This window comes from Alcaligenes sp. HNGD-HTN06 (assembly GCF_049932565.1).
Classification (GTDB): Bacteria; Pseudomonadota; Gammaproteobacteria; order Burkholderiales; family Burkholderiaceae_B; genus Alcaligenes; species Alcaligenes ammonioxydans.
This window is the reverse complement of sequence record NZ_CP187782.1, coordinates 1,703,145-1,728,417: the sequence shown is the minus strand read 5'-3', so window position 1 is coordinate 1,728,417 and position 25,273 is coordinate 1,703,145. Positions and strand designations below refer to the sequence as shown.

At 57.0% G+C, this 25,273-nt stretch carries 22 protein-coding genes and 1 tRNA gene; 17 read left to right on the top strand and 6 right to left on the bottom strand.

The window, feature by feature from the left end:
- Positions 1–81 precede the first annotated feature (81 nt).
- The 5 genes from ACOZ42_RS07885 (at position 82) to ACOZ42_RS07865 (ending at position 6,194) form a co-directional block, all read left to right on the top strand.
- Positions 82–819 carry a hypothetical protein gene (locus ACOZ42_RS07885; protein ID WP_240208715.1) on the top strand — a complete coding sequence of 246 codons (738 nt, stop codon included), beginning with the start codon at positions 82–84 and terminating at the stop codon, positions 817–819.
- Positions 776–2,059 carry a Y-family DNA polymerase gene (locus ACOZ42_RS07880; protein ID WP_003800138.1) on the top strand — a complete coding sequence of 428 codons (1,284 nt, stop codon included), beginning with the start codon at positions 776–778 and terminating at the stop codon, positions 2,057–2,059. Before ACOZ42_RS07885 ends, ACOZ42_RS07880 begins: the two co-directional genes overlap by 44 nt.
- Positions 2,056–5,253 carry an error-prone DNA polymerase gene (locus ACOZ42_RS07875; RefSeq protein ID WP_426345789.1) on the top strand — a complete coding sequence of 1,066 codons (3,198 nt, stop codon included), beginning with the start codon at positions 2,056–2,058 and terminating at the stop codon, positions 5,251–5,253. The genes ACOZ42_RS07880 and ACOZ42_RS07875 overlap by 4 nt, the downstream gene beginning before the upstream one ends.
- A gap of 63 nt (positions 5,254–5,316) precedes the next feature.
- Complete coding sequence (locus ACOZ42_RS07870) at positions 5,317–5,778, top strand: GatB/YqeY domain-containing protein (protein ID WP_426345788.1); 462 nt, start codon at positions 5,317–5,319, stop codon at positions 5,776–5,778.
- Positions 5,775–6,194, top strand: a complete 420-nt coding sequence (locus ACOZ42_RS07865; protein ID WP_003800142.1) for a PaaI family thioesterase — start codon at positions 5,775–5,777, stop codon at positions 6,192–6,194. Before ACOZ42_RS07870 ends, ACOZ42_RS07865 begins: the two co-directional genes overlap by 4 nt.
- Before the next feature lie 194 nt (positions 6,195–6,388).
- On the opposite strand, the gene ACOZ42_RS07860 is transcribed toward ACOZ42_RS07865, so the two are convergent.
- Positions 6,389–7,489, bottom strand: coding sequence for an alkene reductase (locus ACOZ42_RS07860; RefSeq protein ID WP_131071756.1), 1,101 nt, complete (start codon positions 7,487–7,489; stop codon positions 6,389–6,391).
- Between the two features lie 156 nt (positions 7,490–7,645).
- On the opposite strand from ACOZ42_RS07860, the gene ACOZ42_RS07855 reads away from it, so the two are divergent.
- The 5 genes from ACOZ42_RS07855 (at position 7,646) to ACOZ42_RS07835 (ending at position 11,780) form a co-directional block, all read left to right on the top strand.
- Positions 7,646–8,299 (top strand): potassium channel family protein, encoded by a 654-nt coding sequence (locus tag ACOZ42_RS07855; protein ID WP_039943008.1) that lies wholly within the window; start codon positions 7,646–7,648, stop codon positions 8,297–8,299.
- 3 nt (positions 8,300–8,302) lie between these two features.
- Positions 8,303–9,670 carry a TrkH family potassium uptake protein gene (locus ACOZ42_RS07850; protein WP_003800147.1) on the top strand — a complete coding sequence of 456 codons (1,368 nt, stop codon included), beginning with the start codon at positions 8,303–8,305 and terminating at the stop codon, positions 9,668–9,670.
- Positions 9,671–9,802: 132 nt separating this feature from the next.
- Positions 9,803–10,003 (top strand): hypothetical protein, encoded by a 201-nt coding sequence (locus tag ACOZ42_RS07845; RefSeq protein WP_230406303.1) that lies wholly within the window; start codon positions 9,803–9,805, stop codon positions 10,001–10,003.
- Positions 10,004–10,085: 82 nt separating this feature from the next.
- A complete protein-coding gene (locus tag ACOZ42_RS07840; RefSeq protein ID WP_426345787.1) occupies positions 10,086–10,697 on the top strand; it encodes a hypothetical protein in 612 nt (203 codons plus the stop codon).
- Positions 10,698–10,919: 222 nt separating this feature from the next.
- Entirely contained in the window at positions 10,920–11,780 is an 861-nt protein-coding gene (locus ACOZ42_RS07835) for a formylglycine-generating enzyme family protein (protein ID WP_426345786.1), read from the top strand.
- A gap of 139 nt (positions 11,781–11,919) precedes the next feature.
- On the opposite strand, the gene ACOZ42_RS07830 is transcribed toward ACOZ42_RS07835, so the two are convergent.
- The 4 genes from ACOZ42_RS07830 to ACOZ42_RS07815 all read right to left on the bottom strand — a co-directional run bounded on the left by ACOZ42_RS07830 (position 11,920) and on the right by ACOZ42_RS07815 (position 15,450).
- Positions 11,920–12,414, bottom strand: a complete 495-nt coding sequence (locus tag ACOZ42_RS07830) for a hypothetical protein (protein WP_230406302.1) — start codon at positions 12,412–12,414, stop codon at positions 11,920–11,922.
- 189 nt (positions 12,415–12,603) lie between these two features.
- Positions 12,604–13,218 (bottom strand): helix-turn-helix domain-containing protein, encoded by a 615-nt coding sequence (locus ACOZ42_RS07825; RefSeq protein ID WP_003800158.1) that lies wholly within the window; start codon positions 13,216–13,218, stop codon positions 12,604–12,606.
- Positions 13,208–14,281, bottom strand: coding sequence for a YkvI family membrane protein (locus ACOZ42_RS07820; protein ID WP_003800160.1), 1,074 nt, complete (start codon positions 14,279–14,281; stop codon positions 13,208–13,210). Before ACOZ42_RS07820 ends, ACOZ42_RS07825 begins: the two co-directional genes overlap by 11 nt.
- A 38-nt stretch (positions 14,282–14,319) precedes the next feature.
- Complete coding sequence (locus tag ACOZ42_RS07815) at positions 14,320–15,450, bottom strand: NAD(P)/FAD-dependent oxidoreductase (RefSeq protein ID WP_059317662.1); 1,131 nt, start codon at positions 15,448–15,450, stop codon at positions 14,320–14,322.
- A 427-nt stretch (positions 15,451–15,877) separates the two neighbouring features.
- Between ACOZ42_RS07815 and ACOZ42_RS07810 the strand changes: the two genes are divergently transcribed.
- Positions 15,878–17,191 (top strand): ParB/Srx family N-terminal domain-containing protein, encoded by a 1,314-nt coding sequence (locus ACOZ42_RS07810; RefSeq protein ID WP_426345785.1) that lies wholly within the window; start codon positions 15,878–15,880, stop codon positions 17,189–17,191.
- 467 nt (positions 17,192–17,658) lie between these two features.
- The gene (locus ACOZ42_RS07805) at positions 17,659–17,931 is read left to right on the top strand and encodes a hypothetical protein (protein ID WP_153008880.1); all 273 of its coding nucleotides are present in this window, start codon (positions 17,659–17,661) and stop codon (positions 17,929–17,931) included.
- A gap of 53 nt (positions 17,932–17,984) precedes the next feature.
- On the opposite strand, the gene ACOZ42_RS07800 is transcribed toward ACOZ42_RS07805, so the two are convergent.
- Positions 17,985–18,061, bottom strand: a tRNA-Pro gene (locus ACOZ42_RS07800).
- A gap of 220 nt (positions 18,062–18,281) precedes the next feature.
- Between ACOZ42_RS07800 and pgaA the strand changes: the two genes are divergently transcribed.
- From pgaA to ACOZ42_RS07775, 5 genes are all read left to right on the top strand, one after another.
- A complete protein-coding gene (gene pgaA / locus ACOZ42_RS07795; RefSeq protein ID WP_426345784.1) occupies positions 18,282–20,765 on the top strand; it encodes a poly-beta-1,6 N-acetyl-D-glucosamine export porin PgaA in 2,484 nt (827 codons plus the stop codon).
- A 12-nt stretch (positions 20,766–20,777) separates the two neighbouring features.
- Entirely contained in the window at positions 20,778–22,799 is a 2,022-nt protein-coding gene (gene pgaB, locus ACOZ42_RS07790; RefSeq protein WP_426345783.1) for a poly-beta-1,6-N-acetyl-D-glucosamine N-deacetylase PgaB, read from the top strand.
- Complete coding sequence (gene pgaC / locus ACOZ42_RS07785) at positions 22,792–24,120, top strand: poly-beta-1,6-N-acetyl-D-glucosamine synthase (protein ID WP_003800319.1); 1,329 nt, start codon at positions 22,792–22,794, stop codon at positions 24,118–24,120. The genes pgaB and pgaC overlap by 8 nt, the downstream gene beginning before the upstream one ends.
- Positions 24,117–24,650 (top strand): poly-beta-1,6-N-acetyl-D-glucosamine biosynthesis protein PgaD, encoded by a 534-nt coding sequence (gene pgaD / locus ACOZ42_RS07780; protein ID WP_426345782.1) that lies wholly within the window; start codon positions 24,117–24,119, stop codon positions 24,648–24,650. Before pgaC ends, pgaD begins: the two co-directional genes overlap by 4 nt.
- A 136-nt stretch (positions 24,651–24,786) precedes the next feature.
- Positions 24,787–25,272, top strand: a complete 486-nt coding sequence (locus ACOZ42_RS07775; protein ID WP_059317666.1) for a curli production assembly/transport protein CsgE — start codon at positions 24,787–24,789, stop codon at positions 25,270–25,272.
- Position 25,273: the final 1 nt, after the last annotated feature.

Genomic DNA, 25,273 nt, shown 5'->3' with positions numbered 1-25,273 from the left:
AAAAGTTCTGCTTTGAAGCCGATGGCCGGTTTGCCGAGTTGCATTTTTACTGTATATTTATACAGCATTCAGGAGCATTCTATGGCAAGCGCACTTCGTTCCCTTTTAGATATTCACCCCTCCCTGTGGACGGGCAAGCATTATGCGCATGCCGCCGGCACGTGCCTGTCCAGTGGCTTTGACAGCCTGAATGCCCAACTGCCTGGAGGCGGCTGGCCAGTGGGCAACCTGATCGAGCTGCTGGCCCACCCGGACAGCAGTACCATGTCCTTGCTATTGCCCGCCTTAAATGCCATGCCGGCAGAACGCTTGCGTGTGCTGGTCGCCCCTCCCTATCAGCCCATGCAGCAATCGTGGCATGGCACCTGTGCAATGTCCCGGCCAACCCACCCTGCGCCACGCACGCTACCCGCCCGCCTGCTCTGGATACGCAGCCAGCACCTGAACGACACCTTATGGGCCAGCGCCCAAGCCCTGCGGCACGGCCACTGTGCCGCCGTACTGAGCTGGTTGCCCGCCCATGTCCCTTTAGCCGCCTTACGCCAGTTGCAACTGTTGGCCAGCCATAGCGACAGCCTGTTTTTTTGCTTACGTCCCCTGCACAGCCAAGCCAATAGCCCGGCCCTGTTGCGCCTGGCGCTTTACCCCCGACAAGATCAACAAGGCCAGGCCTGGCTGGATGTGCAGATTCTTAAGCGCCGCGGTCCGCCCTGCTCGCAAGCCATTGCCTTAGCCCTTCACCCAACCGGGATGCCGCCAGCGGCCCTGCCAAACCATGTACCTGTGCCTGCGACTGCCCCAGAGCCTGCTCACGCCTGAGGCCGGTTCAGAGCAGCAAGACAGGCTGCAGGCGGTCTTGCTGCACTACAGCCCGCAACTGGCTCACATTCAGGCGAATCTATGGGTACTGAATATCAGCGCCAGCCTACGGCTGTTTGGTGGCCTGCGTCGTCTATACCAACACGTTCGGGCAGACTTGCAAGCCCTGATTCCCGATCCCTGTCTGGCCCTGGCTCCCAGCGCGCGGGCGGCCTGTTTGCTGGCCCTGTCCACACGCAAGCAACGTCGTTGCATCCGGCGGCTGCACGCTTGTCTGAACCCGCTTCCCATCCAGTTGCTGGGCGCACCAGCCGATCAGTTGCACTGGTTGCACAGCCTGGGCTGTCATACCTTGGGCCAGTTGCGTCAATTGCCACGCGACGGTCTGGCCCAGCGCGGGCTGCGTACCCTGCTCCTGCAACTGGATCAGGCCTACGGCTTGCAGAGCTGGACCCTGGAATGGGTCCAGTCTGCCCCACAATTTATATACCGACTGGAGCTGGACACCCCATCCAATAACAAAGCCTTGGTATTACGGGCCTTGACCCGTCTGCTAAACCAGCTGGAAGGCGGGCTGAACCAGCACCAACTCGCTTGTACGGGCCTGGAACTGACCCTGCATACGGAGCGCTATAAAGATTACCCACGCAGCACTCATCTGGAACTGCACATGGCCCGCTCTAGCTGGCGCAGCCAGGACTTTCTGCCTGTCTGGCAAGAACAGTTCCAGCCCCTGCAATTACCTGCCGCCGTCCAAAGCCTGATGCTGCGGGCCCGCCAACTTCACCCACGCCAAACCCACGCCAGCAGTCTGTTTCCGGATGCACACCATTGGCAGGAACAAGACCAGCAACTTCTGGAACGCTTGCAGGCCAGACTCGGGACCGGGCAGATCCTCACCCCCGCCCCCCAGGCCAGCCATTTGCCCGAGCAAGCCAATCAATGGCAGCCCGCATCAACGGTGGCCGCCCGCCCAGCCGCAGGCCCGGTACGGCAGCGTCCCTGCTGGCTGCTGGAGCCGGCCCGGCCCCTGCCACACGACCAACAATCCCCGCTCCTGGACCATCAACGTTTGCGCCTGATTCAAGGCCCAGAGCGAATACAAACCGGCTGGTGGAACGGTGGCGGCCACCAGCAGCGAGACTATTTTGTAGCCTTGTGCCCCCAAGGGCGTTTGTATTGGGTTTACCGGGATTTAAGCCAGGAACACGCTTGGTATTTACACGGAGTCTTTGGATGAGTATCCCTTCAGAACTGCTCTACTCCGAACTGGACTGCCTGTCCAACTACAGTTTTTTGACGGGTGCCTCCCATCCCGAGGAGCTGATCAGTCGAGCCGCCGAGCTGGGCTACAAGGCACTGGCCTTATGCGACTACGCCTCCATGGCCGGGGTAGTCCGCGCCTACGCACAGGCCCGACTGCATCCACAGATCCGTTTGCTGGTTGGCAGCCGATTCCGCTTTAGCGGCCAATGGGACACTTCTTCCTGCCCTGGCACGCATTGTGAGACCGCTTCACCCAACGACACGCAGGCCCACGAACTCTTGATTCTGCCCCGCAACAAAGAAGGCTATGGAAATCTTTGTCAGTTCATCTCTGAGCTGCACCAGTCTTTGGACTTGAAGCAGGAGGCGCCCATTGACTGGTCCTTTTTGCAGCAAGCCCGCTACGGTGCGCAGCACACGGTATTAGCCGACTGTCTGGTCATTTACAAACCGGCTTATGGCCTGTCTGGCGAACACATCTATCAGCAAGCGCAAGACTTGAAAAGCCTGTTTGCCGACCGTTTGTTTTTAGGCCTCAGCTTACATAGGCGGGATCAGGATCAGCAGCATTTACGCACGGTTCGGCTGGCAGCCCAACAGTGTGGCCTGTCTTGTGCCGCCTTGGGCGGCGTCCACATGCATGTGCGTTCTCGCCAGCCCTTGCACGACACCTTGACCGCCATACGCCTGAAAACACCCATACAAGAATGTGGCTGGTCTCTGGCCAGCAATGCGGAACACCACTTGCGCAGTCGTTTCCAACTGGCCAACCTCTACCCGGCCGACTTGCGCAAGACCAGCGATCACATTCAAGAGCTGTGCCAGTTTTGTTTAAGCGAAATCAAGTACGAGTACCCGGTCGAGATTGTTCCGCCCGGCCTCAGTGGCAGTGAGTATCTGCGACAGGAAACCGAGCATGGCGCGCACAGGCGCTATCCGAAAGGAATCAGTGACCGTTTGCGCACGCGCCTGGACGAAGAGCTGAGCCTGATTGAAGACCTGGGCTACGAGTCCTACTTTCTGACCTTGTACGACATCGTCAGCTACGCCCGCAGCCGGGGAATTCTGTGCCAGGGTCGCGGCTCGGCCGCCAATTCAGCGGTATGCTATTGCCTGGGTATTACGGAAGTGGACCCCGCCAGCAGTCATACGCTGTTTGCCCGCTTTATCAGTCGGGCACGGGCCGAACCGCCCGATATCGATGTGGACTTCGAGCACCAGCGTCGCGAAGAAGTCATTCAATACATTTATCGCAAATATGGTCGTGAACGGGCTGCATTAACGGCGGTAATCACGAGCTACCGCCGTCGCAGCGCCTTGCGTGATACCGGCAAGGCACTTAGCATTCCTCACGCCTTGATCGAAGCCTTGATCCAATGTGACCGCGCCTGGCTCAAAGATACCCGTATTCAGGATGAGGTCCTGGCACGCTTTCCCGAATGCCCGCCTGAACAAGCCCATCAATGGCTGTCTTTGACCCGTCAGCTCATGGGTTTCCCGCGTCACCTGTCTCAGCATCCCGGTGGTTTTGTGATTTCACAAACGCCTTTGCACAGGCTGGTGCCGATTCAAAACGCCGCCATGCCGGGACGCAGCGTCGTGCAATGGGACAAGGATGATCTGGATGTGCTGGGGCTGCTGAAAGTCGACATCCTGGCTTTGGGCATGTTGAGCGCCCTGCGTCGATGCCTGGACAGCATCAGTCAGCAAACAGGCAAGCCGTTCCGCTTGCAGGACATTCCTTTGCACAGCGCCAAAACCTTTCGCATGATCCGGCGCGCCGACACCATAGGCGTATTCCAGATCGAATCCCGCGCCCAGATGAGCATGTTGCCGCGGCTACGTCCCAAGTGCTTTTATGACCTGGTGGTGCAAGTGGCGATTGTGAGGCCCGGCCCCATTCAAGGTGGCATGGTGCACCCGTATCTGGAACGCCGTCGCGACCCCAGCAAAGTCGATTACCCCGCTCCCGAAATCCGCCCTGTGCTGGAACGCACCTTGGGCGTGCCTATTTTTCAGGAGCAGGCGATGGAACTGGCCATGGAGGCGGCAGGTTTTTCGGCCGACAAAGCAGATGCCCTGCGACGAGCCATGGCTGCCTGGCGTCGCCGTGGTGGTTTGGGACCTTTTGAACAGGAGTTGCTAGATGGTATGGCCGCTAAACAGTATCCCCCTGAGTTCGCCAAGCGCCTGTTTGATCAGATCAGCGGTTTTGGGGAATACGGTTTTCCCGAAAGCCATTCGGCCAGCTTCGCCAAACTAGCCTGGTTCAGTGCCTATCTGAAAGCGCGTTATCCCGATCATTTTCTGGCCGCTTTGCTGAACTCTCAGCCCATGGGCTTTTATGGCCCCAGCCAATTGGTCCAGGATGCACGCCGCCACGGCGTACAAGTGCTGCCTGTTGATGTGCAATACAGCCTGTTTGACAGCCATGTATGTTCAGCACCGGGCAGCCCGCGCCAGGTCCGTCTGGGCCTGCACATGGTTAAAGGCTTAAGTGAGCAAGGCGCACACGCTATTGTTCACTACCGGCAAAACCACCCCGAACGGACATTGAACCTGGCCTGCTTGCGCCAGGAGCTGGCTCTGTCCGCTCATGATCAACAAGCCCTGGCGCAAGCCCATGCCTTGCGCAGCGCTTATAGCCAGCGTCGACATGGCGTATGGGATGCTCGCCGTCCCAGCCAGGCCGGTTTGCTCAGCCATGCAGAAAACCCGGACACGACGCCAGAGCTACCTCGTGCCAGCGTAGGGATAGAGGTATTGAGCGACTATCAGGCAGTCGGATTAAGTCTGCACCGTCACCCCCTGTCCTTGCTGCGACAGCAGTTAATTCCTTTGCGATTCTCAACGGCAGCACAACTGAGTCTGAACTACCCGGACCGCCGGCTGGCACGGGCCTGTGGCCTGGTCACGACCCGCCAACGTCCCGGCACCGCCAAGGGAACGGTCTTTGTGACGCTGGAAGACGAAACAGGCAGTGTGAATGTCATCGTGCGCGAGGAGCTGGCTCAGGAGCAATCCCAGGCACTGCTCCAGTCACGTCTGCTTGGCGTCTATGGCATCTGGCAGCGCGACGGTGCTGTCTGCCATTTGATTGCCCGACGCCTGGTTTGCCTGAATCACCTGATCGGTGATCTGGTGACGCGCAGTCGGGATTTTCAATAATCGGATTTTCCCCATCCCGCCCTGCGTTAAACTAAGGCTTTGCCCGTTCAATCAGGAACCACCATGAGTCAAACACTCAAAACCCGTTTAGCTGACGATATCAAAACGGCGATGCGCGCTCGCGATAGCGCGCGCCTGGAGACCTTGCGCTTTTTGCAAGCCGCGATCAAACAACGTGAAGTGGATGAGCGTACGGAGCTGGGCGATGCCGAAGTCACAAGCATCATTGAAAAACAGGTCAAGCAGCGCCGCGAATCCATTCAGGCTTTTGAATCGGCCGGTCGCACTGAAAGCGCCGAGAAAGAAGCAGCAGAATTGCAGATTCTGCAAGAATATCTGCCCCAACAGGCCGATAAGGCAGAAATTGATACTGCAATTGCCGATGCAATTACCCAAGCCCAATCGGAAGGCGCTCAAGGTCCCGCACTGATGGGCAAGGTCATGGGTTTGGTTAAAGCCAAACTGGCCGGTCGTGCCGATATGTCTCAAGTTTCCGCTCAAGTGAAGCAGAAGCTGAATCCATGAAGCATTTGCAGGCCGAACTGGCGCAGCCCAAACAGGATTTCTTCGGCACTCATATCCCTTTGATGCAGCACCTGGGCCTGCAAACCGTCAGCAGCACCGAGCAGGAAGTGATCACTTTTCTGCCCTGGCAAGCCTGGAATGCCAACTCCCGTGCGGATGTACATGGAGGCACCTTGATGGCTATTCTGGACTTCACGCTCAGCGCTGCCGCGCGAGCCCAGCGCCCTGGTTCAGGGATGGCCACCATCGACATGAACACCCAGTTCCTGCTCCCAGCCCGTGGCGATGTCTGGTTCAAAGCCCGGTGTCTCTATCTGGAAGGCGACACCGCCTATTGCGAAGGAGGCGGATACGACGAGAAGGAGCGCTTGCTGGTTAAAGCGGCAGCCACTTTTCGGGTTGTGCGCGGTAGCTGAACACCACGCGCCAAGGGATTGCCTAAACGGGCACCGTCAAACCAGCGTTGACACCAGTAAATCAGCCATCCGCACACAATCATTCAAAAACGGCACCTTGTTTCAATCCACTACCGAATCAAGACAAAGTCCATTAAAAAAGCCCGCATCAAACGGGCTTTTTTATTTTCAAGCGACTTAACCAGAGCGCCGAATTAATGCGTCTGCAAATCCTCACCCACCGACTGCTCACAGTCTGCCTGGGTTTTCAGAAATGGATAATCCGTATAGCCTTTGGGGCCCTGGGTGTAAAACGAATCCCGGTCCCAGCTATTGAGGGGAGCGCGTAACTGCAAACGCAATGGCAAATCCGGATTGGATAAAAAAGCCTTACCGAACGACACGGCATCGGCCATGCCTTTGGATAAAGTGGTCTGTGCGGTGGGCAAATCAAAATGCTCATTGGCAATAATGGCGCCACCAAACTGACATTTGATCATGGGCAACAAGCTGTCCGAGGCCGGACTTTCGCGCAAGAACAAAAAGGCAATATCGCGGCGATCCAGTTCACAGGCCACGTAAGAGAACAAGCGGGCCGGATCGGAATCCTTCATGCCATGCAAACCACCCCGTGGAGACAAATGCACACCCACCCGGCCGGCACCCCAAATGGCCACACAGGCATCCACAATTTCCAACAGGAAACGCGCCCGATTTTCAATCGTTCCGCCGTACGCATCGGTACGCGTGTTGGACCCATCGTGCAAGAACTGGTCAATCAGATAGCCATTGGCACCGTGTATCTCTACCCCATCAAAGCCCGCACTAAGTGCGTTTTGGGCCGCTACAGCAAAATCGTCCACGATGTCGGCAATTTCTTCTGTGCGCAAGGCGCGAGGCACCACGAAAGGACGCTCGGGACTTAAATGGCTGACCATGCCGTCACAGGCAATTGCACTAGGCGCTACCGGCATCTGGCCATTGAGAAACTCCGGGTCAGACACCCGCCCCACATGCCACAATTGCAGAACGATCCGCCCCCCCTTGGCATGCACGGCTTCGGTAATCGTGCGCCAGGCATCTACCTGCGCGCTGCTCCAGATGCCCGGTGTGTGGGCATAGCCCACGCCTTGCGGCGATACCGAGGTCGCTTCGGCTACAATCAGACCCGCACTGGCCCGCTGACAATAGTACATACGCATCAAATCGTTGGGCATACGACCCTCCGAGGCGCGCGCGCGTGTCATGGGCGCCATGATGATGCGGTTCATGAGCTCAATATCACCCAGTTTGATTGGATCAAACAAACTAACCATTGTTTTACACTGTCCACTATTGATGTTTCCGCCAGGGCTTGAACGACACGCGCCCAAGGGAATACCCGATAAGGGTTTTTACCAGATATCTCTTTATACCATCAACGCTTAATTTGGCTTGAAATTGTTTCAAGCATCAAACGGAACAAATAAGCTATGGCACAGTTCGCCGTCATAGGGCTAGGCCGCTTTGGCTCAGCCTGCGCTCTGGAACTCATGAAAATGGGACACTCCGTGCTGGGAGTGGACACCAATCCAAAACTGGTCAACAAATACGCCGACCAATTAAACCGTGCCGTCATCGCCGATGTCACTGACCGTCAGGCTCTGGAGGAGCTGGGGCTGGACAATTATGACGTCGTTCTGGTTGCCATTGGGGCGGATATTGAATCAAGCCTGGTGTGCGTGGTGCATTTGAAAAGTTTTGGCGTCCCCACCATCTGGGCCAAAGCCATTTCCCATACCCAGCATCTGATTCTGGCCAAGATTGGGGTCAACCGGATTATCCACCCCGAAGAAGAAATGGGTATACGCGTTGCCCAAATGTTGAGCTACCCCATGGTCAACGACTACATCACCCTGGGAAATGGGGATTACATTGTGGAGGTGACCGCCAGCGACAATATGAATGGCCAGACCATACGGGATATACTGCGCGAGCAATTGACCGATGTCCAAGTCTTGCTGGTCAAGCGCCGCGGCCAGACCACCATTCAGCCCGGCCCTGATTTCTCCCTGCATGCCAAGGATCTGCTCATTTTGTTTGGGCAATTGCAAGCACTTCGTACTGCCGCCCCCAAACTGGTCTGATGTATGCGCAACTGGCTGCCCAATAGCTTTACCCGCCGTCTTGAGGTCCATCCTCATGCTCGCACCTTGAGCGCCAGCCCGCCGCTGGTGCTGGCCTTGGGCTTTATGGCCTTGATTATCCTGGGCACCCTTTTGCTCAGCCTGCCACAAGCCGCTGAACACCGTCTGGGGGTTTTCCAGGCCCTGTTCATGGCCACCTCGGCGGTCACCGTCACCGGGCTGGCGGTCATTGACCCGGCCACGGACCTGACCCACTTCGGACAAATTGTCCTGGCGCTGCTGGTGCAGATTGGTGGCATGGGATTTGTGACCTTCGCCGTGATTGCGGCGATCACCATGCACAAGCGCATCAGTGTCAGCCAACAAGCGCTGGCTTTGGAAGCCTTTAATCAGACCAGCGTGTCCCGTATCCGCAGCACGGCCTTCCAGGTTTTCAAGATTGCTGCCCTGATTGAACTGATCGCAGCCGCCATCCTGTTCTTGCGCTGGTCCATCGATTTTCCCTGGACAACGGCCCTGTATCGCGCCCTGTTCCACTCGGTGACGGCTTTTAACAACGCCGGCTTCTCACTGTTTCATGACTCGCTGATCCCCATTTCCGGCGATATTATTTCAGTCATGACGCTGTCCGGTCTGATTATTCTGGGCGGAATCGGTTTTACAGTCCTTGCCGATGTCGGCCAGAAAAAACGCTGGCAAACCCTCCTGCCCTACACCAAGCTCATCCTGATCGGAACGCTGGTACTGAATCTGATCGGTTTTTTCAGCCTGTGGGCACTGGAATTCAACAACCCGCACACCCTGGGCATGTTGGGCACCGGCGACCAGGCACTGGCCGCCTGGATGCAGAACGCCGCGACCCGCACTGCCGGCTTCACCACCATGGATATTGCCAATCTGCGCGACAGCACCCAATTAACCTTGATTGTGCTAATGCTGATTGGTGGCGGCTCACTCAGTACGGCCAGTGGTATCAAGATCGGCACCTTGATTGTGCTGCTGGCAGCCGTGCGCTCCTATATCCGTCAACGCGAAGAAGTCGTTCTGATGGAACGCAGCGTACCGCCTGAGACCGTCCAGAAAGCCCTGGCCCTGTTCCTGATCACCGGCGCCCTGTATTTCATCAGTGTTTTGCTGCTGACGCTGTTTGAAGACATGCCCATTACCAGCCTGCTCTTTGAAGCGGCCTCCGCGCTCAGCACCACCGGCATGAGCCACGGCATCACCCACAAACTATCCCTGCCCAGCCAGATCCTGATCATGATCCTGATGTTTGCGGGTCGACTCGGGCCTCTGACCCTGGTGTACACGCTGGCCACCCGCAAACGCAGCCGGGTTCGTTATCCGGAGGGAAACTTTCAGGTGGGCTAAGGCAATTGCCAAGCCACCGATATACAAGAAGTTTTAAGAAAAATGACTATTGTCATCGAATTTTGGTATGGTTAACGGATGTAAACATCGAACAACTACGGATCAGGACGCAGGCTTATGGATCACAGGAAGATGGCAACCTTAACCAAGCGCGCTGGAACCGGTCTTAGCGCGCTTTGTCGGGAACTGACCAGTCGTGGTATCAGTTACCACCCCTTGGTAGAGATGTACCAAAGTCAAATGGCCGTCATTGGTTTACTCAGTGACGAAGTCGTCGCTCTGCGCAAAGAGCTGGATGATCTGAAAAAAGTAGTGAAGAAAAACGGCCCATGAGCCGTTTATTTTTTTCCGGCCTGCCATATGGGTCGCCGTGACCGGCCCTGTAACCGATGAAGCCTCTTGTTCGCCTCGCCCCATGATTGCTCCCCGTTCCCGTTTTTGGCTGTGTGTCACTTTGGCCCTGTGGTCTGCCGTCGCTTACAGTCAAAACGACCGGATTCTATCCACCCGTACGCAGCCTGCTGCGCCCCCTCCCATCGCGCCCATCCCACCTGCGGCTTCCGTGCTGAACTACGGAGCCACCCTGCTCTCCCCTCAGTATCAGGGAGTGCGCCTGCATATCGAGCTGATCGGGTGGAACACCCAAAATGAGCCGAATGAAGGCGAGATGGGCACACCCGCCCGCCAGAATAATCTATTTATCATTTTGCATTACCGCTACACCAACACCTCAGGCCGTCCTCTGAACCCGCAGGTACACCGGCCACGCCTCTTCCTGGCGGATGCCGCCGGTCAGAAGTTCGCCCCGAACCGACGGGCAAGCCAGGACTACCGTTACGCGCATGATCTGGACACCGTGGGGCCCGACAAGATCAATCCTGGCGTCAGCGTTTCCGATGTGGCGGTATTTGAAGTCAGCCCTGCGCTGTTTCAAGCTGATCGCTGGAGCATTGTGGTTCAAGAAGGGCAGGTGATTCGTATTCCTCTGAGCGTCATCCCCAAAAAAACCGCGGTTCCTGCCGAGTAAGTGCCTGGTCGACCCCGTCGTCTGACTTAAATGAGTAAACTCTGCGCACAGGCAAACCCATCACGGAAGCAAGCGTGAAATAATACGGGGCCTGAAAAGCACAACCCACAAATCGATGAAACGCTGACTTATACCAAAGCCAGCGACAAGGAACCCAGATTGCGTCATACCCCCGTCCGGATCAGTGCAACTCTCATCGTTGCCAGCGTATTGCTCTTACTGGTGTTGAGATCACTGCCCTCCAGCCCCGAACCCGGTCCCGAACTGATACAAGTAGAAGGCGGCTCCTTCATGGCCGGCAATTTTCAGGTCCCCATGCGAACCCCTGACGGCGCACAAAGCGTGCAATGGGTAGCCCAGCCTGACCAAGGCGCCCTGGAGCCCTACCCCGTCGAAGTCAATGCATTTTCCATCATGAAGAAAGAGGCCAGCAACGCTCTGTATGACCGCTTTTTAAAACAGACCCAGCGCCCTGCCCGCTGGCAAGCGGTCAAAGGCGACGAACAACAAGCCGCCAATATGCCTTATGACGAAGCGGAGGCATTTTGTGCCTGGTTAGGTCAAAACAGTGGTCTGGATATGCGCCTGCCTACCGAGGCTGAATGGGAGTATGCTGCCCGCAGCCGCGGTCAGGCTTTTCCCTGGGCCACCGACAATGGCCAATGGCAAGAAGGGCGCAACCTGCCCGATCAGGAGCAACGAACACAGCACTACGATATTGGCTCTTTCCCGGCTAACCCACTCGGTATCCAGGATATGGCGAACGGTCTGCATGAATGGGTCATCTCAGACCCCACGCGCGACCCGCCTCATGTCAGGGTCGTCAAGGGCGGCGGCGACGATGCCAGCACCTCACGCAATACCATCCCCACACGCGGCATCGTCTTTCCCCTATCCGAAAGCAGCATCCAAGCCAAGCCGGAACTGGCCCGTTTACGCCATTACCCGGCCGGCACCGCCTACTTCCAACACGCTACGGCTCGCTGTGTGGCCCCCTTGAAAAGCAACGGAGCTCCTGCTCCCACCCGCGTTCCCAGCAGCGATGCCCCCGCTGTGTTTGATGAGGCAACTAACAAGCCCTAGCCCTGTCTGACAGCCCTTGGCAAGCAGACCGGCCAGCAGGGGCTTACGCTCATGCGCACACATCCCGCTGACATGTACCTGCCCCCCAAGCTTGTGAAACCAAGCCCATCTTGGGGGCTACTTAGCCCGTAGGGGCTGATCAAGGATTGGCGGCGACCACCGCCTCAGCAGGCTGAGTCGGATCAACCAGCAGGTCGGCTTCCTTCATGGGCCGACCTTCCTTGTTGTTTGTGCGATCAAATGTCAGCACTTTGCCAAACACCAACTCCACCCAATCGGGGTAGTTATAGGCGGTGCCGCGATTATGATCGATGATGGCGCCAATCCCGCCACCAAAAATAATATTGCCAAACATGCCAGCGCCTGCTCGTGAGATCAAGGTGCCCGTGGCTTCGTCAGTTCTGTCAGCAGCCGTACAGCTCACACTCAGGTTCTTGCTGGATTTGCTCACTCTCGCATGCTTGCCAGCCTCTGATACAAACTCACCTTTGTCATTCGTTAAAGTGCAGCGCGCCGCTTCTACCTTCTCTCCTGACTCATCCACCGCATCCACACGCACCAACTGATTGGACTCGGAGGTAATGGAGGCGCAACCCGTCAACATGAACGCAGCCAGAAAGACAGTCTTCCTCATTCTTAACCCTTTACTTTTTTTACTATAAGAAACGGCATTGTAACTAACAATTATTAAATAAGCAGAATAATCATATTCAGGTACGTATGCGCGAAATCTTAATAGCAGCCAAAAGCAAACGAGAAAAGAAAATCGGCGGTAAAAAAAGGGCCGGAAAAACTTTAATCCCTTATCCCTCAGCCAGAAACCTCAAGCCATCCCTGGCGGCAAACCGCTGGTACAGACCGCCACCACCTTGGCATCTTCCTGACTGGTCGATAAATAAATATGCCCAATACCGCTGTCAAAATATGCAGATTCGTGTTTATCCAGAAACAAGGTTTCACCGGTTTCAAATTGAATGGCAATAGAGCCAGACAACACGACCACAAACTCCTGCCCCGCATGACGAATATAATCGTCAAACTCACTGGCATCGCGTGAATCGATCACGGCCAAAATGGGGTTCATGTGCTTGCCGCTTAGTTCCCCAAACAACAAACCGTATTCGTAATTACGGGTCGCATAACCGGGGGTCGCAGTGGATTTGTGGCTGGAAATACCCACTGCGCTCACCGGCAAAGCCTGTGCGCTTTCCTGATCGGGCACGGCAAACAAAGAGCCGACTTCGATATTCAGGGCACGGGCCAACACCACGAATTTTTCATAACTTAAGGTGACTTGCCCCAATTCCGCTTTGGAAATGGTGGAAAGCGCCAAGCCGGTTTTTTCAGCCAACTGCTTGAGTGTCTGTTTTTGATTATGTCGGGCCTGGCGCAGGCGAGCTCCTACCTGTTCCTTGCTGAGCAGTTCATTACGTAGCATTCCTGGATTGTAAGCGGCGCAAACGGAACCAGGCAATCAGAATCCAGGCCATCAAAACAAAGCCCAGATAGCCGAAAAATGGATAAACCGTGCCCACCAGATTAATAAAACCAACCTTGGCGCCCACCAATCCCAGCACGCCGGCAATCGCGGTGCCTATATTGAATCTACGCGTATTGGGAGGCAGAATGCGAGCCGAAAAAGCGTAGAGCACTCCCACGGAGGTTGTCAGAATCATGGCGAAAATCACCACAGACATAACCGTCCCCAAGAACTTGGACTGCTCGGTCGCCAGCATCAGCATCGGTAAGGCAGCCGAGCCAATCGAGTCGATGCGACCGAACACACCGGCACTGATCAATACAATGAGCACACCCAATAACAGCCCCCCAAGCAGCCCTCCCAGCAACGCATTGCGCCGCGACGTGGCTTGCGAGCCTGCAATCATCAGAAAAGGTGCCCCCACCACCATGTTGTAGGACACGTACAGCAAGGCGGCGACCAGCCAATGCCCCGCGCCCTGGGGTTTGGTATGGGCGATGACATTGAGCTCATCCAGCGGGAGGTCTCGGGTATTCCAGCTATACACCGCCAAAAAAATCACCATCAACACCAGAACGGGCGTGATGCTGCCGATAAACGCCATCACGCGGTCCACACGCAAAAACACAATCAGCACCGTAATCAGCATGACCGCCACGCTGCCATACTCTGCCGGAACCCCCCACTGCTGCTCCATCAGCGAACCGCCACCGGCAAACATCACCACAGCGATGGCATACATAAAGAAGGTAATCATGACATCGACCACCATCCCCAGTCGTGGCCCGCAAATCAGATACAAACCTTCCTTGAACGAATGCGAGACGGAGACCTGGCTCAGTTCCCCCACCGCCATGCCCAATATCGTGAAACACAAGCCACTGACCACCCCTCCCAACAGCCCCCAGTAGCCAAAGCTGCTGAAAAACTGCAATATTTCCTGTCCTGAAGCAAAGCCTGCGCCCACCACCACGCCGACAAAGGCCATCGCAATGCCCAGGATATTTTTTATATTTGACATGCCTTCCCCTCCGGGAGATCAAAGTGCTGCTTGTTTTTTTAGGTTCGGAAACGAGCCGGTGACACCACAGCCGGATCAATGTTCAAGGCTTTCAACGATTCAGGCAGTTCCTGCTGTTGCAACAGGCTGGCTGCCAGCAAGGACGCCCCTGCCGCCGTTTGAATTCCATAGCCACCTTGCCCCGCCAGCCAGAAAAAACCAGGACATTGCGCATCCTGACCAATCACCAACTCTCCATCTGGGGCGAAACTGCGCAGCCCAGCCCAGGTATGGCTAGGGCGACGGATACGCAATCGGGTGCGCTCTTCAATGCGATAAATTCCGGTGGCCACATCCAGTTCTTCAGCCACCACATCATGCGCCTGCACATCATCCGCATTGGCGGGCGACCCGAGCAACATGCCTGCGTCCGGTTTGAAATAGAACTCTTCGCCGATATCAATCACGGCTGGCCATTGGCGATGATCGACCCCCTCTGGCGGGGAGAACAAAAAAGCCGAGCGACGCTTGGGCTGAATGCCCAATGCCTGCACGCCACAGCGTTGGGCCAGCGTATCCGCCCAGGCACCTGCCGCGTTAACCAGCACACGGGTGCGCAGGCGGGTCGCTTCACCCTCGAGCTGGACGTCCCAGCATTCGCCATCCCACTGCGCCGATACCACCTCGGCATCCAGACGCAAGCTCACTCCTTTCGCCTGTGCGCCCTTCAAAAAACCTTGATGCAAGGCATGGACGTCCATGTCCTGGCCCTGTCCGTCATACAAGGCGCCGGCCAGCGTTTCCGGGTCCAGACAGGGCACCAAGGCCAAAGCCTGCTCAGCACTCAGGCGGCTGACATCCAGGCCCTGCTCCAGCCAGTCCTGATATTGGCTGTCCAGCAAATCCTGCTGCTCGGCCGTTCCCACGTACAGCACGCCTCGAGGCAACAGGATGGGCTGATCCGTAAAACCCTCAGGAGGATGACTGAAAAAGTCATTGCCAGCCACTGTCAAGGCACGAATCGTCTCGGTGCCGTAGGTTTCCACAAACATGGCAGCCGAACGCCCGGTGGAGTGATAGGCGGCATGAGACTCTCTTTCCAGAATCAGGACTTGGGCATCACGGGGCAAACGGTAAGCCAAAGACACGCCAGCCATGCCGGCGCCCACGATCAGGTAGTCGTACACCATAAAATTCTCATATCCGATAATCGAGGGCTAATAGTAGGCCTTTCCTGGGAAAACGGCCAAGAGGGTTTTTACTAGGCGGACACTTTAAGGGCTGGCCTTACGCTGACAACCCGCCAGAGAGCTAAAGACAACACTACCTACGTCCCAAAAATACGGGCCACCCAGAAGGCCAGATCATGAGTTAGTCTGCGTATGGTCATGCCACACTCGATACAGCCCAGGCCAGGCTATATACAGGCCCATTTAGGCGATCCGCATTCCTCCTGCAGGCAGGAAATAAGTGGGCTCAAACTCAACAGCACGCCCCACCCTATAGCCATGAGGCCAACAACCGGAAAGACAGCTCATTAATGTTTCTGAATGCAATCTTCCGGCAATACCCAGCCCTCATGATGAAAGGTCCTCCAACAACATTTCTTAATGGACTATGAATCCTGCCTTCCTGCCCCCTCTCGAACTCGTGCGGCGCCCCTTATGGCGCACTCTGGGTATTGCCCTGTTGCCTCTGGCTCTGGCAGCCTGCGACAGTGGATCGAGCACCGGCGGCAACGCCCTCGTCGATCCTCCCGTTGTCACTCCCCCTGCCAGCGAAGAGCCAGCGCCGCCACCACGTAATACTGCCTATCTAGACCGCAAAGCAGGTGATGTGATCAAAGTTCGTATCGAAGAACTGCATCCCACTCAGGCCGCCATTGGCTACGATCAGGTTTATTACAAGCTGGGACGCTGGCAGGGCGACCTGGATCGCCCCACGTGGGCACACGATCCCCAACAACAGCTGGACTATCTGAATCGCACCATCGGCAAGAAATTTGATGACTACTGCGAGGACATGGGCGGCACGGAACGTGCCCAGAAATTCCTGTCCCTGGCCGAAGTACAAGCGGCGCGTCTGGATCAACCAACGACATATCTCTGTAAAGACCCGTTGGGCTCGCAGACCGAAAATCTTAAAACTGTGGTGGTCGGCTGGGACGGCAATCTCTACCTGACCGATGGTCACCACACATTTTCCTCTCTGCGTGAGATTCCTGATGGCGGTCCGAAATTGCCCGTCTGGGTCAAAGTCAACGCCAACTACAGCGATTTGCATGATGCACCTGCTTTCTGGGATCGCATGAGCGAGGAGAAACAAGTTTGGCTGCGAGATGGCCAGAATCAGCCCATCACCGTGGAACAACTGCCTACGCGTCTTGGTTTGGCCAACGACCAAGAGGCAGGAGGCATGCAGGAAGACCGCTATCGTTCTCTGGTGTACTTCACGCGCGATATTGCCTACAAAAACGGGAATTTGCCCGAGTACGCGGAGTTTCTGTGGGGCGACTGGCTACGCCGTCAGGCAGCAGCAGGCCAACTCCCCGGACTGGACGCCTACCTGATGGCCCCGCCCGCTACACCAGAGCAGATTCTGGCAGCCAGCACCCTGAACAAGGCCCTGCAAACCGGCGGCTCAGATACGAGCTATGCGGCAGCTGTGCGCGATGCCTCTCTGAAAATGTCGGCCTTGCAAGATACGGATCTGGTCTTTGAAGATCGTGACGCTGCCGCTCTGGGTCGTATCACCCTGGAAGCTGATGCGGCCAGTGGATCGGTCACCAAGGCCGCTCGCGATACCTTGGAAGAGCTGCCACGCAACGACGTCAAATCCGACGGCAGCCCGCGTGGCGCCGGCAAACTCTGGTTTGCGGTGAACTACCGCCATTGCGGCAAGCCAGCATCGGGGACTTGCTGGGGTTGGTAAAGCGGGATCGTGGGAATCAAGCCAACAAAAAGCCTGCATTCGGGATTTTTTGTTGGCCCCACGCTTCTTGTCTTGAGGCATGAGCGCCCTTTACGTTAATAAGGGCGCCATCCCGCTTATGGGCCATGACGCTGCTCGCGAGAATGGGTGGCGTCGATCGATTTCGCCCCCGATAAACCCCAATTCCCGGGCGAAGCCAAATAAAATGTGCTGCCCCTGGCGTAGCACTACCAGGAGTCTTGAACGCCCTAGCATGACAAACTTAAAACATGCCGGCATCCAGACTGTCAACGCACACAAGGCAGCAGCGTGAAACCAAGACGTTCAAATTCAATACAAGTGCGCTTTGCGCGGGAGAGGACACAATGAGAAAAATAGTATGGGCTGCTTGTCTGTTAGTAAGCACGACAACCGCAAACGCCCAGGGAATCGGACACGGTTTGGGGGCCCACCACCCATGCAAGAGCATGGCCGAGGCGCTGGACATGCGGGCACACGACGCAATGTGGAAAGATCCTTCGGATGGCGAGCTTTTTGCCACGATGAGTCTGGCTTATATGTCCTGGGTGCAAGGCTTTATATCCGCAACCAATCTTCACAGACCGCAAAACGGACAAATCCGCCTGACTCCAGCGCAGATTGCACAACGGATGCGTAACTACTGCACTGAGCATCCCAATGAACCCATTTATATGGGCGCAAAGAACATTGTAGAAACGCAGCCCCCTGGATATAACTGATTACTGCAATAGAAAAAGGCCTACAGCAAAAATGCTGTAGGCCTTTTCAAATTTGGTCGGAACGGAAGGATTTGAACCTTCGACCCCTTGCACCCCATGCAAGTGCGCTACCAGGCTGCGCTACGCCCCGAAAGAATTAAACTATAACCCTGTTTTTTCTGTTGTGCAAGCTTTTTTTGAAAAAGGTTTTGCTTAGGCCAAGTGGCTTACTACAAAAAAACCAGATGGTTTACATCAAAAGGCCAATTACTGCCAGAGACCCAGACTCCTAGGATACCCCTCAAGACCCTTCTGACCGCTCAATAACGAACAGTGGGCCAAAGTATATACAAATAACAAGGGGAAGAGAAGTGTCCAGGCGTTCACTAAAAAGACGTGCTCTGCAAAACGTCGGCCTCTTTCCAGCCAAAACTTCGTTTTTGCGCCGGTGTGGGCTGGATTCCTTAACCCTGCTCGTCCTGACCGCGTGTAACAATAGCCTGCATGCCGCCTCCTATGAGGACTGGATCAAACAGGCACGCCAAGGCCAATATCAATCTGCCATCGTCGGCTTGCAGCAGTACCAGCAACAACATCCGCAAGAGATGCGTGCCCAGCTTGATCTGATGCGCATTCATGCCTGGGCAGGTCAGCCGCAAGAGGTCATCCGTCTGTACGAAAACTGGCCGACCAAGCAGCTTTTGCCGGCCGATGTCCTGCTGTTGGTCGCGCGCGCCCACAAAGATACGCGCCAATGGGCTCCCGCCCAAACCCTGTATCGGGAAGGAGTGCGGCGCTTTCCACAGCAAACGGCCTTCACCATGGGCCTATGTATGAGCCTGGCCGATGCCGGCCTGACTGCCCAGGCCTTGAGCTGCACCCAGCAACTGAGGCCGGCCACACGTGAAAATACCAATTACCTGCTGACCCGCAGCTACATCTACCGCGCTGCCGGCCAGAACTACGACGCCCTGCGCGTCAGCCAGGATGCCCTGGCTGTCCAGCCCGACAAAATCGATGTCATCCGGGATTATGACCAGTCCCTGCATGCCGCCGGCCTACATCGTCAGGCGATGGAATGGCAAACACAGCATCCCGGCATCTTCTCGAACGCAGACATGGCTGACCGTCAGGCCGACTATGCTGCTGAATTGACCCGGCTATCGCCCCAGCCCACACGCACACTGACCGAACGCTTTGTGATTGCCAACCGAGCCATCGCGTTGCAAGACAGGCTGGCTGACAGCGGCAGCTTTCTGGGCAATCCCGCTTTCGCACGCCGCATTCGTGGCGACCGCCTGATTGCTGTGGACGCACGCGAAGACGCCCCCTCGACAGTGGACATTGCCCCCGAACGGGCGGCCCAATATCCGAGCTATGCTTACGCCTCGCTAGGAGCTCTGCAACTGCGCGCCCGCCACCCCGAACAAGCTGTGTCCAGCTACGAGCGGGCGTTGGCCGAACCCTCGCTGGACGAAAAAACACGCACACGCTATCAAACCGGATTAGCCTTTTCCTTGCTGGAATCTGGCCGCGAAGACCAGGCACTGGCACTGGCCGAGCGCATGGAGAAAGACATGCCCGCCACTCGCTGGTTACGCGGCAATCCCATCGCCCAGCCCAATCCGGGCTATACCGACACCTTGATTTTAAAAAACTCGCTCTATACCTATACGGGTTTGCTCAAGGACGCACGCGAAAATCTGGCCCAGGCCAGTGCGAAGGCACCGAGTAACGTCAACCTGCGCGTGCCGCTAGCCGACGTTCAGCGCATATCGAGCATGCCAAGGGCGGCGGAACGCAATCTGAAGATCGCCGAAACCTACGCTCCGCGTCAAGAAGACGTCATCATCAGCCAGGCCCAGACCGCCATGGACCTGCACGAATACCGCCAGGCCGAAGAACTATTAGCGTATGCAAAAGCGCACTACCCCACCAATATGCGGGTCACCGAACTGGACAAAGACTGGCAAACCTACCGCAAGAACGAACTGATTTTGCGCAGCGGTTTTGAAAAGAGCAACGGGGGCGATGTCTCGGGCAATGACGGCATACGCACTGAGGCGCAATGGTACAGCGCCCCCATCGACTACAACTGGCGCGCCACCGCCCTGGCCGGGCATCTGGATACCAACGACGAGCTTGGCCACAACGTGTTCTGGCAGGGAGCCGGTCTGGAGTACCGCGGCCGCGACTGGCAGTCGCAATTAATGATCAACAACCAGAACGCGGGCCAGGGCAACAAAATGGGGGCCAGCCTGCAGGTCGATCACGAGCTGAATGATCACTGGAGCATCGGCGGCACCCTGGATTACCGTACCCTGGATATTCCGAATCGCGCTCTGGACGCAGGCATCACGGCCAACCAGGGACAAGTACGGCTGCGCTGGCAAAACGGCCCCGAACAGTGGGTGCAAGCCGCCTACACCGGGACTAAATTCTCTGACGACAACGTACGTCAGAGCCTGCAGATCACCGGTAACCAACGCATCTACACCCGCCCGCGCCTCAAGGCCGACGCCCAGCTGGAACTATGGGCTTCCGCCAACAAAGACGAAGACAGACCCTACTACAGCCCACGGCGCGAATATATGGCTGTGCCTGCCCTACGTCTGGAGCACCTGATTTACCAACACTACGACGAGCGCCTGACCCAGGCCCTGACACTGGGTGTGGGCCTACATCACCAAAGCGGCTATGGCAGTGGCGCCGTAGGTTCCGTCGCCTACGAACTGAACTACCAGCACGACCGCGATCTGGAAGTCGGCCTGCGCCTGCAGGCCCTGTCCCGCCCCTATGACGGCCAGCGGGAACAGCAGTACAGCGGCATGGTTGAACTCAAGATCAAATTCTAAGCGGCCACGACAATGAGCACACGAATCCTGCCCCTTCTGATAGTAGCCTTCAGCGCCCTTTTATCCGCCTGCAGCACTAGCCCGCCTGCCCTGTATGTGCCGCCCGAGCAGCGTCGCCTTGAACAACAGGAACAGCCCTGGCGCAACGATGAACTGCTCATCATCGCCTATCACGATGTAGAAGACCGCGACCCCAATCAGGCTTATCTAAGCGTGAGCACCGAGCACCTTCGACAGCAGTTTTCCTGGTTACAGGAGAACGACTATGTGCCGGTCAGCGTGGAGCAAATTATGCGCGCTCGCCTCGGTGTGGAGCCTCTTCCTGAAAAGGCGGTGCTGCTGTCGTTTGACGACGGTTACCAAAGCTTCTATACCCGCGTGTTCCCGCTGCTCAAAGCCTATCACTGGCCTGCGCTGCTGGCCCCGGTCGGCAAATGGCTGGACACCCCCGACAACGAAAAAGTGGACTTCGGCGGACTTTCCACCGAACGCTCGCGCTTTTTGCACTGGGCGCAGGTCAACGAAATGGCCAACTCCGGTTTAGTGGAAATCGGCGCGCACACCCAAAACATGCATTACGGTGCCATCGCCAACCCACAAGGCAATGTTCAGCCGGTGGCTGCCGCGCATCGCTATCTGACCGATCAGAAACGCTACGAGACCGATGCCGAGTACACCGCCCGCTTTCGCGAGGACGTGCGGGCTATCAGCGCCCGGGTCAAACAGCACGCTGGCAAGACGCCGCGCGTCTGGGTCTGGCCCTACGGCCGGATCAGTGGTCTGGGCCTGCAAATTCTGGAGCAAGAAGGCTATCAGATGGCCCTGACGCTGACCGACGGCGTGGCCAACGTCCACGACCTGATGAATATGCCGCGCTATCTAGTGGATAACGACCCGGACATCAGCACCTTTGCAGGCTTTATCACTGCCCGTGAAGACCGTCAGGCCGAACGCGTCGTCCATGTGGATCTGGATTATGTGTATGACCCCGATCCGGCGCAGATGGAACGCAACTTGAGCGCCCTGGTGCAACGTATAGCAGACTTGAAACCACGCAGTGTCTATCTGCAAGCCTTCGCCGACCCCACAGGCGATGGCCTGGTGCGCGCGGTTTACTTCCCCAACCGCCACCTGCCCATGCGCGCCGACCTGTTCAACCGTGCGGCCTGGCAATTAAGTTCGCGCGCCCATGTCAATGTCTTTGCATGGATGCCCGTGCTGGCCATCGAGACGGCCGAGCCGGCGCAACACGTACTGCAATGGCGTGCCGACGGCAGCCCGCCTTCCCTGCCCGCACAAGGCTACCGCCGCCTGTCCCCCTTTGACCCGCGCACTCACCAGATCATGGGCGATCTGTATGAAGACCTGGGACGCAGCGCTATCTTCTTTGGCGTCGTATTCCATGACGATGCCACACTGACCGACTTTGAAGATGCCTCACCCGTCGCCCTGGACGCCTACGAAAAAGCTGGTTTTGGCAGGGACATAGGAGTGATACGCGCCAATCCCGAGCAGTTTGAGCGCTGGACGCGCTTTAAATCCCAAACCCTGATCGACCTGACCCAGGAACTGGCTGATCGGGTGCGCAAACAGCGCGGCCCACAGATCAGTACGGCCCGCAATATGTACGCCCTGCCGGTTCTGCAACCTCACAGCGAACAGTGGTTCGCACAGAACCTGAACGATTTTCTGCAAGCCTACGACTGGACTGCCGTGATGGCCATGCCCCGCATGGAAGGCATCCACGATCAGCATGCCGTGTCCTGGCTAAACGAGCTGGTCGATCAGGTAGCCAACCACCCAGAGGGCTTGCGCCGCACCGTGTTTGAAGTGCAATCCGTAGATTGGCCCGGCCAAGATCAGCCACCCCGTCCTCTGGACTCCCGCCTGGTGGCCGGCTGGCTCAATGCACTGACAGCAAGAGGGGCGCGACATGTCGGCTATTACCCAGACGACTTTGTCAACAATCAGCCCAAGATGAACGTGATTCGTCCGGAAATCACGATTGACTGGTATCCAACAAAAAATGATTGAACGACTGATCGCCCTATTGGCCCTGTGCCTGATCGTCGGTATCCCTCTGGGAATCACCGTCGCCCTGACGAGCCACCTGCTGCTCTACTTCATCTTCATGTACCCGCTGTTCATGTCGGGCATATGGATAGGCGGTGGCTTGATCTTCTGGTTCCAGCACGAACGCCGCTGGACCTATAAACCACACGCCCCACCCGCACTGGAAGGTATGCCGCTGGTTAGCATCCTGATCCCCTGCTTTAACGAACAGGCCAACGCCCGCCATACCATTCTGTCCGCGCTGAACCAGGTCTATCCCAACATCGAAGTCATCGCCATCAACGACGGCTCTAGCGACCAGACCGCCCAAGTGCTCAACGCACTGAGCGAGGAGCACGACAAGCTACGCGTTGTTCACCTGGCCCAGAACCAAGGCAAGGCCCTGGCCCTGCGCATGGGCGCCATGAGCGCCAGCGGCGATTACTTCGTATGTATAGATGGGGATGCTTACCTGGACCCGGAAGGCGTCAATTACCTGGTCGCCCCCATGCTGCGCCACCCGCAGGTCGGTGCCACTACCGGCAATCCGCGCATCCGCACGCGCTCTACCCTAATTGGCCGCATCCAGGTAGGCGAATTCTCCTCGATCATCGGGCTGATCAAACGCACGCAGCGCGTCTACGGAAAGATCTTCACGATTTCTGGGGTGATCGCAGGCTTTCGTCGCCAGGCCCTGGAGGAAGTGGACTACTGGAGTCTGGACATGATCACCGAAGACATCGATGTGACCTGGAAGTTGCAGTTGGCCGGCTGGCAGGTGTTCTATGAGCCACGCGCACTGTGCTGGGTACTGATGCCCGAAACACTGAAGGGCCTGTTCAAGCAACGTTTGCGCTGGGCTCAGGGCGGTGCGGAAACTTTCCTGAAATACACCCCGCAGGTGCTGCGCTGGGAAAATCGCGGCATGTGGCCGCTCAGTCTGGAATACCTGTGCTCGACTTTATGGAGTTTCGCCCTGGGCGTGGCGATGCTGGTCTGGTTGCTTGGACTCATGCTCCCCTTGCCCGCTGCAACCCAGATCGACGGTCTGTTCCCGCCCTCGTTCACCGGTATGGTACTGGCCGGCATGTGCCTGCTGCAATTTGCCATCAGCATCTGGATCGACCGCCGTTACGAGCCCGATCTGCCCCTGACCATGTTCTGGATCATCTGGTACCCATTTGTGTACTGGCTGATCAATTTCTTAACCACACTGTGGAGTTTTCCCATGGTCATGCTACGCCTGCGTCGCAAACGCGCCCGCTGGAGCAGTCCTGACCGGGGCATCAAGGAGCTGTCATGATCATTACGACCCAACGCCATCCCATCACTCGCTGGATAGACCGCCTGCTGACCATCGCCGGCTGGTTCGCCTTCAGTTACCTGATCGCCAAAGGCTTGCTCCTATTGATCAATCACTCCATGGACAAAACCGGCTACAAACAGCTCGACCCGATCTTCCCGACCCTGGCCACCTTTCTATTCTACGGGGCGGTTTTACTGACCAACGGTTTGCTGCTGCTGGCCTGGTCACGCTGGCGGCGGCATCAGCGCCAGCAGCGCCGCCTTCGTCAGGCCCTGTACCGTCACCGCAGCCGCTCGCATCGCGCCAAGCAGCCTCCCTTGCCGCACTTTGACCCCGAGCAGATCGATACCGTGCGCCACAGCCGCATCGTCGTCCTCTACAACGCCCAGGACGGCGCGGTACAGCATGTGGAGGCAGCCCATCCGCTGCCCATGCAGCAGGCCACCGGCACCCGCGACGAAAAACCGCTGGCACCGCTGATCTTTCATCCTCGCGCTTACTCCAAACAGCCTACGCCGAATCAGTAGTACCGATGCCAGACAACCCTGCGCAAGGGTAAACAGCCTAGGGAATGCGGCTCATGTAAATGCAGGTGACCATCTCTACCATAGTCAGTAACGCCGATGTATCAAGCCGTAAGGCGAGGGAACAAGAGGTGCTGCAATGACAAAACCATACCAACAAGGGGCCGTGCTGCTGGCAATGCTGTGTGTTATGGGCAGCAGCGAAGCCCAACCCGGCAAAGGCACCGGCAAGCCCAAACCGGCCAACTTCATGGAAGCCATCCAGCAGGCTGAAGTGGTACGCAAGAACCTGTTTGACGATCCGCTCTCGGGCATCGTCATCAACCGCACCGTAACGGTGCAAGGGCACGACTTTTACCGCTACTTCAGCAATCGCTGGCGCGAGCTGAGCGGTGCCAGTCCTTTCACCCTGACGGTGGTGGAACGACCGTCGGCCCGCTGGGGTAGCGAAATCTGGGTCGAATACCGCCGCCAGCGCATGTATCACGCTTTTCTCGCACCGGCGCGCTCCGGCACAAAAAAGACCAGTGAGCGAGCCGTAGACCTGGTTCTGGAAAACGTCAATAAAAGCGAAATCGAACGCGTACTGACCAACAACCCGGACCTTGCACCGGACGAACTTTAAT

Bases quoted from the DNA above. Each gene is read 5' to 3' on its own strand.
- ACOZ42_RS07815 (WP_059317662.1), bottom strand. From the start codon at position 15,450: ATGGTGTACGACTACCTGATCGTGGGCGCCGGCATGGCTGGCGTGTCT.
- ACOZ42_RS07805 (WP_153008880.1), top strand. From the start codon at position 17,659: ATGGCCGAGGCGCTGGACATGCGGGCACACGACGCAATGTGGAAAGAT.
- ACOZ42_RS07830 (WP_230406302.1), bottom strand. From the start codon at position 12,414: ATGAGGAAGACTGTCTTTCTGGCTGCGTTCATGTTGACGGGTTGCGCC.
- ACOZ42_RS07825 (WP_003800158.1), bottom strand. From the start codon at position 13,218: ATGCTACGTAATGAACTGCTCAGCAAGGAACAGGTAGGAGCTCGCCTG.
- ACOZ42_RS07775 (WP_059317666.1), top strand. From the start codon at position 24,787: ATGACAAAACCATACCAACAAGGGGCCGTGCTGCTGGCAATGCTGTGT.
- ACOZ42_RS07875 (WP_426345789.1), top strand. From the start codon at position 2,056: ATGAGTATCCCTTCAGAACTGCTCTACTCCGAACTGGACTGCCTGTCC.
- ACOZ42_RS07885 (WP_240208715.1), top strand. From the start codon at position 82: ATGGCAAGCGCACTTCGTTCCCTTTTAGATATTCACCCCTCCCTGTGG.
- ACOZ42_RS07865 (WP_003800142.1), top strand. From the start codon at position 5,775: ATGAAGCATTTGCAGGCCGAACTGGCGCAGCCCAAACAGGATTTCTTC.
- pgaC (WP_003800319.1), top strand. From the start codon at position 22,792: ATGATTGAACGACTGATCGCCCTATTGGCCCTGTGCCTGATCGTCGGT.
- ACOZ42_RS07880 (WP_003800138.1), top strand. From the start codon at position 776: ATGTACCTGTGCCTGCGACTGCCCCAGAGCCTGCTCACGCCTGAGGCC.
- ACOZ42_RS07820 (WP_003800160.1), bottom strand. From the start codon at position 14,281: ATGTCAAATATAAAAAATATCCTGGGCATTGCGATGGCCTTTGTCGGC.
- ACOZ42_RS07845 (WP_230406303.1), top strand. From the start codon at position 9,803: ATGGCAACCTTAACCAAGCGCGCTGGAACCGGTCTTAGCGCGCTTTGT.
- ACOZ42_RS07850 (WP_003800147.1), top strand. From the start codon at position 8,303: ATGCGCAACTGGCTGCCCAATAGCTTTACCCGCCGTCTTGAGGTCCAT.
- pgaB (WP_426345783.1), top strand. From the start codon at position 20,778: ATGAGCACACGAATCCTGCCCCTTCTGATAGTAGCCTTCAGCGCCCTT.
- pgaD (WP_426345782.1), top strand. From the start codon at position 24,117: ATGATCATTACGACCCAACGCCATCCCATCACTCGCTGGATAGACCGC.
- ACOZ42_RS07810 (WP_426345785.1), top strand. From the start codon at position 15,878: ATGAATCCTGCCTTCCTGCCCCCTCTCGAACTCGTGCGGCGCCCCTTA.
- ACOZ42_RS07840 (WP_426345787.1), top strand. From the start codon at position 10,086: ATGATTGCTCCCCGTTCCCGTTTTTGGCTGTGTGTCACTTTGGCCCTG.
- ACOZ42_RS07855 (WP_039943008.1), top strand. From the start codon at position 7,646: ATGGCACAGTTCGCCGTCATAGGGCTAGGCCGCTTTGGCTCAGCCTGC.
- ACOZ42_RS07870 (WP_426345788.1), top strand. From the start codon at position 5,317: ATGAGTCAAACACTCAAAACCCGTTTAGCTGACGATATCAAAACGGCG.
- ACOZ42_RS07860 (WP_131071756.1), bottom strand. From the start codon at position 7,489: ATGGTTAGTTTGTTTGATCCAATCAAACTGGGTGATATTGAGCTCATG.